General features: G+C 60.7%; 9 protein-coding genes and 1 riboswitch. All 9 genes read left to right on the plus strand.

The features are described 5' to 3' along the window. Nucleotides 1-534, plus strand: a 534-nt coding sequence (locus tag J7J55_02610) for an ABC transporter permease (GenBank protein MCD6141599.1), incomplete at its 5' end; no start/stop codon positions are given. Continuing rightward, the gene (locus tag J7J55_02615) at nucleotides 534-1,457 is read left to right on the plus strand and encodes an ABC transporter permease (GenBank protein ID MCD6141600.1); all 924 of its coding nucleotides are present in this window, start codon (nucleotides 534-536) and stop codon (nucleotides 1,455-1,457) included. The genes J7J55_02610 and J7J55_02615, both read left to right, overlap by 1 nt. A gap of 71 nt (nucleotides 1,458-1,528) precedes the next feature. Beyond that, the gene (locus tag J7J55_02620; protein MCD6141601.1) at nucleotides 1,529-2,497 is read left to right on the plus strand and encodes a BMP family protein; all 969 of its coding nucleotides are present in this window, start codon (nucleotides 1,529-1,531) and stop codon (nucleotides 2,495-2,497) included. A gap of 54 nt (nucleotides 2,498-2,551) precedes the next feature. Next, nucleotides 2,552-4,132, plus strand: a complete 1,581-nt coding sequence (locus tag J7J55_02625) for an ABC transporter ATP-binding protein (protein MCD6141602.1) — start codon at nucleotides 2,552-2,554, stop codon at nucleotides 4,130-4,132. A gap of 79 nt (nucleotides 4,133-4,211) precedes the next feature. Then, nucleotides 4,212-5,759, plus strand: a complete 1,548-nt coding sequence (locus J7J55_02630; protein MCD6141603.1) for an ABC transporter substrate-binding protein — start codon at nucleotides 4,212-4,214, stop codon at nucleotides 5,757-5,759. 55 nt (nucleotides 5,760-5,814) lie between these two features. Further along, nucleotides 5,815-6,762: an ABC transporter permease gene (locus J7J55_02635; protein MCD6141604.1), complete on the plus strand. Its 948-nt coding sequence runs from the start codon at nucleotides 5,815-5,817 to the stop codon at nucleotides 6,760-6,762. Next, complete coding sequence (locus J7J55_02640) at nucleotides 6,762-7,676, plus strand: ABC transporter permease (protein ID MCD6141605.1); 915 nt, start codon at nucleotides 6,762-6,764, stop codon at nucleotides 7,674-7,676. Before J7J55_02635 ends, J7J55_02640 begins: the two co-directional genes overlap by 1 nt. Nucleotides 7,677-7,885: 209 nt before the next feature. Then, a riboswitch (cyclic di-GMP riboswitch) is annotated at nucleotides 7,886-7,963 on the plus strand. A gap of 318 nt (nucleotides 7,964-8,281) precedes the next feature. Next, nucleotides 8,282-9,424 (plus strand): hypothetical protein, encoded by a 1,143-nt coding sequence (locus J7J55_02645; GenBank protein MCD6141606.1) that lies wholly within the window; start codon nucleotides 8,282-8,284, stop codon nucleotides 9,422-9,424. Between the two features lie 11 nt (nucleotides 9,425-9,435). Next, on the plus strand, nucleotides 9,436-11,047 hold a 1,612-nt coding region (locus tag J7J55_02650), incomplete at its 3' end, for an Ig-like domain repeat protein (protein ID MCD6141607.1).

An 11,047-nucleotide genomic window follows, 5' to 3' on the forward strand; every position in this document is an offset into this window, starting at 1 on the left:
GTCCCGACCCGTCTCCATCTCGGGGCAGGGATCGCGGTTCTGTTCGCCATCTTGGTCTACGTCTTCCTGTGGCGGACGACGATCGGGTTCCGGATCCGCACCGTGGGAAAGAACCTGCGGGCCGCGGTCGGAGCGGGGATCCCGGTGAAGCGGTACATGGTTCTCTCCCTTTTGTTGGCCGGGGCACTCTCCGGGCTGGGAGGGGCGGTCGAGGTCCTTGGGTTGCACCACCGCATGTTCACCGACGGATCGGCGTTCGGGTTCACCGGAAGCGCTGGGTTCAACGGGATCGTCGCCGCCCTGTTCGGACAGCTGCACCCACTCGGGGCGATCCCGGCATCGTTCCTCCTCGGGGCCCTCCTCACCGGGGCGAACAAGATGCAACGGGTGGTGCAGGTTCCCTCAGCCCTGATGGGAGCGATCAACGGGTTGATCGTGCTGTTCGTGGTGGGAAGTGAGATCCTGCGCCGCCGCCGTGCGCAGCGGGTGGAGAAGGGGGCAGAACGGCTTTCTGCGGAGGGGGAGAAAGAATAATGATCGGATCGGTCATCGCCGGGATCGCCAGTTCCGCCATCCGCCTCGCCACTCCTTATCTCTATGCCGGGATCGGCGAGACGCTCGGGCAACTGAGCGGGGTGGTGAATCTGGGAGTGGATGGGATCATGCTGATGGGGGCGTACGTCGCGTTCTTCGTCGCTCTGCGCACCGGCAGCCTCTCCTTGGGTCTCCTGGCAGCGGCCGGGACCGGGGCCCTCCTCGGGCTGTTGATGGCGTTCGTGAGCGTCACCCTCAAGGCGGAGCAAGGGATCAGCGGGATCGGGCTTTACATCTTCGGCCTCGGGCTGAGCACACTTCTGTTCGGGATGACGGTCGGACACGTGCAGACGATCGACGGATTCCCTGATCTGGTCATTCCCGGATTCGCTGCGATCCCGGTAATCGGGGAGATATTCTTCCGGCACAACATCTTGGTCTATATCGCATTCGCGCTCGTTCCCGTGGCATGGTTCGTGTTAAACAAGACCCCGTTTGGGCTCAAAGTGCGCGCCGCCGGGCAGAAGCCGGAGGCGGCCGATTCGCTCGGGGTGAACGTCGAGCGCATCCGCTATACCACTGTGATCATCGGTGGACTCCTCTCCGGGGTCGCTGGCGCGTCGCTCTCCATCGCCCTGCTCAATACCTTCCAGCAGAACCTGACAAACGGGATCGGGTTCATCGCGGTTGCCCTCGTCTATTTTGGAGGATGGCGGCCGACCGGGGTCCTGCTCGGAGCGCTTCTGTTCAGCACAGTTAACGCGATCCAGGTATGGCTCCAGGTGAAGGGAGTGAACGTCCCGTCTGACTTCGCCCTCATGATGCCGTACGTGGTGACGATTCTCGTCCTGGCCGCGATGGCTAAGCGGCGCGTGAACGCCCCTGCTGCACTTAATAAGCCGTTCGAGCGCGGAGAAAGCTGAAAGGAGGTGGTCGACCAAAGACACTAACCGGGTAGGCAACTAAATCAGAAGATCAAAAAAGGAGGGAAACGATGAGGTTTAAGAAGGCAGTACTGGTATTGATGCTGATTGGGATCGTCGTTGGATCGCTTGGGGTGATTGGAGCGGCGAAGCCGTTCCGGGTTGCGTTTGTCATGCCGAGCACGATCAACGATTCGGCGTGGAGCCAGAGCATGTATGACGCCCTGATTGCGATCCAGAACGAGATGGGCAAGGACAACTTCCAGATTGACTATTCGGAGAACATGTTCGTGATCTCCGATGCCGCCGCGGCGATCCGCGACTACGCAAGCCAGGGCTATGACCTGATCATCGCCCACGGCTCCCAGTACGGGAGCTCGCTCGTCGACATCGCCCCCGACTTCCCGAACGTCGCGTTTGCATGGGGATCGACGGCCAACACCTTCTCCGATATGGGGATCACCAACGTCTTCTCCTACCAGCCCTACTCCGAGCAGGGCGGGTATGTACAGGGAGTCCTCGCGGCAAAACTCTCTCAGAGCGGGATCATCGGGGTGATCGGGCCGATCGAGACCGGTGACGCCAAGCGGTACACCGAGGGGTTCAAGGCCGGAGTCTTGGCCACCAACCCGAACGCCAAGGTGAGCGTCACCTGGACCGGCTCGTACAGCGACGTCTCTCTCGCCGCCGAGACGGCGCGGACGATGATCAACGCGGGAGCGGATGTCCTCACCGGTACTTCCCAGATGGTGGTGGGGGCGATCGGAGTCGCCAAGAAGCACGGGGTGCTGTGGTTCGGGTACGATGTCGATCAGAGCCCGCTTGCGCCCAAGATCGTGGTGAGCAGCGTAATCGTCGACTGGACCGTCGCCCTGAAGCCGATGATCGAGTCGATCAAGAACGGGGTCCGGGGCGGGAAGATCTACACCCTCGACCTGGCAAACGGCGGGTTGAAGATCGCAGTCAACCCGGAGGGGCTCGTCGGACAGACGATCGACGACATCATAAGCGGGAAGATTCAAATCAATCTCGGAGACTGAAGCCGACAGACGGCCGGGGCATAACCGCCCCGGCCGATCACTCGAGGAGTAAACGTGGTTGTAGCTACCGGACAGAAGGTCGAGACGCTGGAGGCGCGCGGGATCGTCAAGCGATTTCCTGGGGTACTCGCCAACGACCACGTCGATTTCGACGTCCACGCCGGGGAGATCCACGCCCTGCTCGGGGAGAACGGGGCGGGTAAGAGCACGTTGATGAAGATCCTGTACGGCCTTTACCGTCCCGATGCCGGGGAGATCAGAGTGAACGGGGTTCCGGTCCGATTCCACTCCCCGCTCGATGCGATCCGCCGCGGGATCGGGATGGTGCACCAGCACTTCATGCTCGTTCCTACGTTCACCGTAGCGGAGAACGTCGCCCTTGGCCTCCCCTCATCTCGAAAGTTCGTGCTCGACCTGGACCGGGTATCCGCCCGACTCGAGGAATTGGGGAAGCTGTACGGGCTGCACGTCGATCCCGGTGCCGAGGTGCGTCAGCTCTCCGTGGGGGAGCAACAGCGGGTGGAGATCCTGAAGGTTCTGTACCGTGGGGCATCCCTCCTCATCCTCGACGAACCGACCGCCGTCCTCACCCCGCAGGAGGTGGGGGAGCTGTTCCAGATCCTAAAACAGATGGTAAATAACGGACACGGGATCATCTTCATCAGCCACAAGCTGCATGAGGTTATCGGACTCTCCGACCGGGTGACGGTCCTGCGGGACGGTCGGGTGGTAGATACCGTCCCCACCGCCGAGACGACCAAGGAGGAGCTGGCCCGATTGATGGTCGGCAGGGAGGTCCTGTTCCAAGTCGAGCGTCCTCCTGCCAAGCAAAGAGACGTCCGCTTGGCCGTAGAAGGACTGTGGGCGGACGGGGATGCCGGGATGCCCGTTCTGCGTGGGGTCGATCTGGAGGTGCGGTCGGGCGAGATCTTGGGACTGGCGGGGGTGTCGGGAAACGGGCAGCGGGAGCTGGCCGAGGTGATCGCCGGGCTGCGCCGACCGAGCCGCGGCAAGGTCGTGATCGACGGACGTGATGTGACCGGAGCGTCTCCGGCGCGCCTCCTCGAGTACGGCCTCTCCTACATCCCTGAGGAGCGGATGACGGACGGAACGGTGGGGGAGTTCAGCGTGGAGGAGAACCTGATCCTGAAGGATCACCACCGCCCGCCGTACGCGAACGGAATCTTCCTGAACTTTCCTCGCATCGCCGCCGAGAGCGATCGATTGATCAAGGACTTCGACATAAAGACCCCATCCCGAAAAACGCCGGTGAAGAGCCTATCGGGAGGGAACATCCAGAAGCTGATCCTCGCCCGCGAACTGTCGCGCGATCCCCGCGTTCTCGTCGCTGCCCAGCCCACGCGCGGGCTCGATGTCAGCGCCACCGAGTACGTCCACCGCCGCTTGATCGAGCAGCGAGAGAAAGGGTGTGCAATACTATTGATCTCCGAGGACCTCGATGAGATTTTGAACCTCTCCGACCGAATCGCCGTCATCTACGAGGGGAGGATCATGGGGACCCTCCCGCGCGAGGGGGTGGAGGCGGAGAGAATCGGGCTGATGATGGCCGGGGTCGAACCCGAGGCCGTTGCCGCCCGGGCAAAAGGGGGTGATAGCGCAGATAAAACCCAGTAATGTTGCAGTCCGGTTTCAAACGAAAGACCACGAAAAGGAGGCAATCTTGAACAGAAACGGATTAATCGCGGTATTGTTAATGGTAGCGCTGCTCCTGCTCGCCGGGACCGCCGTTGTGGCGGAGGAGGGCAACTACGGGGGGACGTTCCGCTGTGCCCTTGCTTCCGAGCCGGGGACGCTTGATATGCAGATGACGACCGGGGTCGCCGCCAGTATTCCAGCGCGGCACGTTCTCGAGGGGCTGTTCGCGTTCGACGCTACCTACACCCCGCAGCCGATGCTCGCCGAGTCCTGGGAGCTGAGCGCCGACGGGACCGTGGCCACGTTCCACCTCCGGCACGGGGTCCTGTTCCACAACGGGAAGGAGATGACGGCCGCCGACGTCCTTGCCTCGCTCGAGCGGTGGGGTAAATACGGGCTCACCTCCAAGGCACTGTGGGCCCACGTGACCGACATCTCCGCTCCCGATGATTACACGATCGTGATCACCCTCGATCAGCCGTTTGCACCGATGACCACCTACCTGGCGAACATCTACGGCGGACCGAGCATCTACCCGAAGGAGGTCGTGGAGGCCGCCGGCGACCAACCGATTGCGCCCAAGGACCTGATCGGGACCGGCCCGTACAAGTTCGTCGAGTGGAAGGCCGGGGACTACATCCTCCTCGAGCGGTTCGACAAGTACTCCGCCGTCTCCGCACCCCCGAGCGGGTTCGCCGGCAAGAAGGTCGCCTACTTCGACAAGCTCCAGTTCTTCTTCGTCCCCGAGGACAACGCTCGATTGGTCGGGGTCCAGGCCGGGACGTACGACTACGCCGTCAACATCCCGAGCGACCTGCTGCCCACCGTCAAGGGCGACAAGAACATCGTTCCGATCATCACCAACCACCCGCCGATCTATCCGATCATGCTGGTCAACAACAAGAAGAGCCTGCTCGCCACCAACTACACCCTGAAACAGGCGATCCTCGCTGCCCTGGATATGACCCCGATCATGGCCGCCGGGTACGGTGATCCCACGTTCTGGAGCCTGGACGGGAGCTACTTCGCGCCCGGGATCCGATGGTACACCACCGCCGGGACCGAGCTGTACAACCAGCACGACACGGCGAAGGCAAAGCGGCTGATGAAGGAGGCCGGCTACAGCGGTGAGCCGATTCGGATGATCGTCGCCCAGGACATGACCGCCCAGTACAACCAGGCGCTTGTGGTCAAGGACCAGCTGGAGAAGGTCGGGTTCAACGTCGACCTCCAGGTCTACGACAAGGCAACGTTCTTCGCGCGGCGGAACAACGTCAAGGATCCGCAGTGGGAGCTCGCGTTCTCCTACTACAGCACGACCCCGGATCCGTCGCTCGTCCTGATGCTCAACCCGAACTACGCCGGTTGGTGGAACACCCCGGAGATTCAGAAACTACGGGAGGAGCTGAACAAGATCACCGACTTCAAGGCCCGCTACGCCAAGTGGGAGGAGATCATGCGCCTGTGGTACCAGCAGGTGCCGGCGATCAAGTTCGGTGACGCCTATCAGCTCCACCTGATGCGGGCCGAGATCGGAGGCGGGTACGGGACCGAAGCCCGTCCGCCGATGTTATCCCCGTACTTCTGGAACTCCTGGCGCAAGTAGGACGAATCACGCCCCTCCGTCTTAACGGCGGAGGGGCTTCTAGATCGGAGAGAAGATGGTATCATTCATCGTGCGCAGGGGGATGGGAATGCTGATCAGCACCTTCTTGGTGATCAGCATTACGTTCGCCTTCATGCAGATGATCCCGGGTGATCCGGCCGACGTCCTCCTTGGACCGAACGCCACTCCGGAGCAGATTGCAAGTCTGCGTGCGACCTGGGGATTGGACCAGTCGATCTGGGTCCAGTACTACCGCTATATCGTCAACTTCCTGCACGGCGACCTGGGGGAGTCCTTGTTCTCCCGTCAGCCGGTGCTGCGGATGATCGGCCAGCACGCCGAGACGAGCGTCTTTCTCGGGATCATGGCCCTGCTCGTCGTCGTCGGGCTCGGGATCCCCGCCGGGGTGATCTCGTCGATCCGCCCGAACAGCTGGACCGACAACACGCTGCTGCTCGTCGCCCTCGCCGGGGCGTCGATCCCCAGCTTCTGGCTCGGACTGATGCTGATGGTCGTTGTGGCGGGAAAGCTCCACCTCCTCCCGAGCTCGGGGTTCACTTCCGTCCTCGCCACCGGGAACATCGCCAACCTGAAGAATCTGATCCTCCCCGCGATATCACTCGGGTTCGTCAACGCCGCCTTGGTCGCCCGCACCGCCCGCTCGAGCATGCTCGATGTCCTCGGGGCGGACTACATCACCACCGCACGCGCCAAGGGGCTGTCGGAATGGGCGGTGATCGCCAAGCACGCGCTGCGCAACGCGGCGATCCCGACGGTGACGGTGATCTCGTTCACGTTTGCCTCGCTCGTCTCCGGGGCGGTGGTGACGGAAAACGTGTTCGCCCTCCCCGGGGTGGGGAGCATGATTGTCCAGTCGGTGCTGAAGCGCGACTACCCGGTGATCCAGGGGATCATGATGGTCGTCGCTGTGCTGTATGTGGTGGTCAACTTCTTCACTGACCTCACCTACGCCATGCTCGATCCGAGGATCCGCTACCGATGATGAACGAGAGGAAAGATGAACTCAGGTTGAGAGTGGCGGCCTGGCGGCGGCGGGTTCGCGACCGGATCAGTGCCATGTGGAGGTCATTTGCTGGGTTCGCCACGAAGCGGAAGACCACCCTGTTCGCCCTGATCATGCTTGGAATCCTCCTGTTCCTTGCCGTTGCCGGGACGGCGATCTCCCCGTTCGACCCGAACGGGCTGAATCTGGCCGCTCGGCTGCAGGGGCCGAACCGGACCCACCTTCTCGGGACCGACCACTTCGGTCGGGATATCCTGAGCCGGGCACTCGCCGGAACGCGGATCACCCTCCTGCTCGGGCTTGCCATCGCCGCGTTCTCCTTGGTTGTCGGGCTCCCTATCGGGATGCTCTCCGGGTTCTACGATACGTTCGGCCTGGTCGTCATGCGGCTGGTTGATGCGATCATGGCCTTCCCGGCGATCATCCTCGCGTTGGCGCTGATGGCCATCTTCGGGAAGCCCGGGGTGTTCAATGTAATCCTCGCGGTGGGAATGGTGTGGGCACCCCGCATGGTCCGCGTCGTCTACAGCTCCACTCTCTCCCTGCGGGAGAACACCTACGTCGAGGCCGCCCGTGCCCTGGGGGTGAGCCCAATGCGCATCCTCCTCCGTCATATCACGATCAACCTCATCTCCCCGGTGATCGTGCAGGCGACGTTTACGTTTGCGTTCTCGGTGATGGACGTCGCGGCGCTCAACTTCCTCGGGGTGGGGATCCCGCCGTACCTGCCGAGCTGGGGCGGGATGATGAACGAGGGACGTACGTACATCCTCCGCGCCCCGTGGATCATCGTCTTCCCCGGGGTGTTCCTCGCCCTGTCCGTCTTGTCGGTGAACCTGCTCGGCGACGCGCTCCGCGACCGGCTCGATCCGAAGCTGAGGAGGATCATGTGATAGGATCGACAAACCCGTTTAGCCTACGGGTTGAAAGTCCCGCGTTAGCGCAGGTTCTCCTCGTTCTGTTTACAGTAAAGCAAGTGCATTTTATCTAAGTATGCTTTAAGGAATCCACCGTTCATCCGGTAACCACGACAATCAGGCACTTTGCTATTGACTGACGTGAAAAGATCTCTATAATAGCATTACTGTTTTGGTTGTTTAGATTCGGAAAAAGGCGATCCTGTTGCGAAACAGGTGCGCAAAGCCATCGATCTCTTTGCAGAGATAGCGTGGTTGCCCGGATCGGGGGGAAACGTTGGCTGTAGTGGTCTCGGGCAAAACGTGATATGGCGCTCTTTGTCGTCCGACAAGGGGCGTTTTTTGTTTTGAGGGGGAAACCGGACCGGGGGAAGGTGATGGAGTAGAGCGAACGAATTAGGGAGGCGCGAATGCAAATGAGGATTTCACGTGCAGTTTTTTTCCTGGCGATGGTTGTAGTTGTTGCAGGATGTAGAACGTTTGCACAGATCTCCGGTCGATTCGGGCTGAATCTTGTTGCCCGCCGGATTCCTACCACTCTGACTGGTGAGATAAAGCTCAACACTCCGAGCGAGTTTACGATGCTCGAGTTCGCTGTGGCGTCGAATCTCGTGCTGCATTCGAGCTTCGGCGTCATCGATCTCGACCTCGACACGACGGTGAACACCGCCGGCCCCGAACATTGTGTGATCAAGACCCCATTGAACCTCGACCGACTGGAGATTTACGGGACCAAGTTCGACCGGCTGAAGTTGATCCCCGAGATGTGGTTTGCAGTTCCGTTTGAGGCGGTAACCGACGTCAACAACCTGCCGAATTCGGTGCTCATCCCGCCCGGGGACATCATGTTCGTCAAGGCGCGGTTCACCGCCCTATCCTCGATCGGAGGGTTCAACATCTCGCACCTGGTGATGCTCGAGGACCTGAACTTCCCCAACCCGAGCGCCTCGTTCACCCCGCTTCAATACCCGGTGCAGTCCCAGAGCTTCGCCATCGGGAGTCTGACGTCTGTGAGCTGGCGGGCGCAACTGGGATTTTCCATGAGCGCAAAGCTCGGGATAAACGCGTCCGAATCCGGCCGGAACATCAAGGGCTACTCCGCTACCGGGAGCGTCCTGCCCAACAACTACTTTGCCCGGGTCAGCATCAGTGGGATCAAGCTGGCCGATGTGAGCCTGTACGGGACGAGCGTTCAGTCAGTGATGTTAGGAACGAGCTTCTACTTCGCCAAGACGCCGACGCAGACGAGCGGCACCACGCAGTTCAACACGCGGATCAACCTCTCCGGCAGGTTGTGGGACAAGGCGACGATCGGCGGCTCGGTCACCCTCACTCCGTTCCCGCCCCGGTTCAACGGGGTGACCGTCTCGTTCGACATGGCTCCGTTCCGGGTTGCCTTCGCCCTGGACACGATGGAGCTCAAGTCGATGTCGTTCAGCTTCAACACAGGCTTGAACATGGGAGCGATGACTGGCAGATTCTCCGCCACCGCTTCGGGATTGGAGCGCGGGATGACCGGGCTATCGATGCGGCTCTCGCTGTCACAGGGGATCTTCTCGGCATCGACCAGCGTTGCGTTCGCTGAGCGGGACGAGAAGTTCGGGTTCGCCAGCCTGTCTAGTTCGCTTACGTTCAGGTTCAGTCCCGCCGTGGTGACGGTGCAGGCTACGTTCGGAAGGTATGGATTGACGCGCGCCGCGGTCACCGCCGGCGTGGTATTCTAGGAGGAGGAAAGATGGGACAGAAAGCTAAACCGGAACGATGCGAAGGAAGATGGAATAAGATGTTCTCGCTCTATTCGGTGCGGACGCCGCGAAAGTGGTCTGTGACGCTATTGGCCCTGCTCGCGTGCTTGGCGATCGGGGTTTCCGGGCTCGCCGGAAGCACTACGACCACGGTTGATTCCTCCCCTAATCCATCCGTCTACGGTCAGACGATAACGTTTACGGTGACGGTCTCCGGGGTGCAGACCCCGTCGGGTACGGTGACGCTGAAGGACGGTTCGACCACGTTGGGGACAAAGGACCTGGCCACCGAGGGAACGGCCACCGTCACCTTCACGAGCTCAGACTTAGGGGCTGGCACGCATACCATTATGGCCGAATACAGTGGTTATTCCGATTATGGATACGATCCTAGCACTTCCGACCCGGTGTATCAGACCGTGAACAAGGCCTCGACCGAGGTCACTGTGGAAGCCGATGTGAATCCTTCCGTAACTGGACAGGAGGTTACCTTTACCGCCACTGTAGCGGCGGTATCCCCCGGCGCAGGGACTCCTACAGGAACGGTGATCTTCTACGTCAACAACGTCGCCATCTCTTCCGGCATTTCTTTGGATAGTAATGGAAAAGCCAGTTGCACCTACACATTTGATGCTGCGGGTTCATATTCGATAACCGTGGAGTACAGCGGGGACGATAACTACACATCAAGCGATAACAAGGCTTCTCCGTATTCTCAGGCAGTGAACCCGGCCGATACCAGCGTAACGGTCGACTCCAGCCAGGATCCGTCAGTAACCGGCCAGCCGGTCACCTTCACCGCTACCGTAGAAGCTAGCGGGGACGGCTCGGGTACCCCCACCGGCACGGTGACCTTCTACAAGGGTGATACGACTACTGGAACTCCGATTTGTACTGATGTCCCGTTGAACAACGCCGGCAAGGCCAGTTGTACCACCGCGCTCAACGCAGCTGACGCTGATGCCAGCAATCATATAGACATCAGCGTGGAGTACAGCGGCGACAGTAACTTTAATTCAAGCACCGGTACTTACCAGCAGACGGTGAACCCGGCCGATACCAGTGTGACGCTATCTTCCAGTAATAACCCAGCTAATGTTGGAGATCCGATCACCTTCACCGCCACGGTCAGCGTCGATTCCCCCGGGGCAGGGACGCCTACTGGTACGGTGACCTTCACCGTAAATGACAAAGATGGAACTCAAGTCGCCACTTCCACTGAGAACTTGGATAACTCAGGAGCAGCCACGTACGACATTTCCACCTTGGATGCCAGCGGTAGCCCCTACGCGGTTACCGCAGAGTACAACGGCGACAGCAACTTCAACGCAAGCACCTCCTCCTCGCTCACGCAGTTGGTAAAGACAGATTCCACAACCACTGTTTCTCTTACCTCTCCCAGCGGCACGCCGGTCACCGGGGAATCGGTCACTTTCACAGCCACTGTGAGCGCGTCGGGCATTACTCCCACCGGCACGGTGACGTTCACCATCACCGACAAAAACAATACCCAGGTCGCCTCCTCCACCGAGGCTCTCAGCGGAGGGAGCGCTACCTTTACTACCACGGCGCTGAAGGCCGAGGGCAGTGACTATACTGTGG

The organism is Candidatus Bipolaricaulota bacterium, assembly GCA_021159055.1.
GTDB lineage: Bacteria > Bipolaricaulota > Bipolaricaulia > UBA7950 > UBA9294 > S016-54.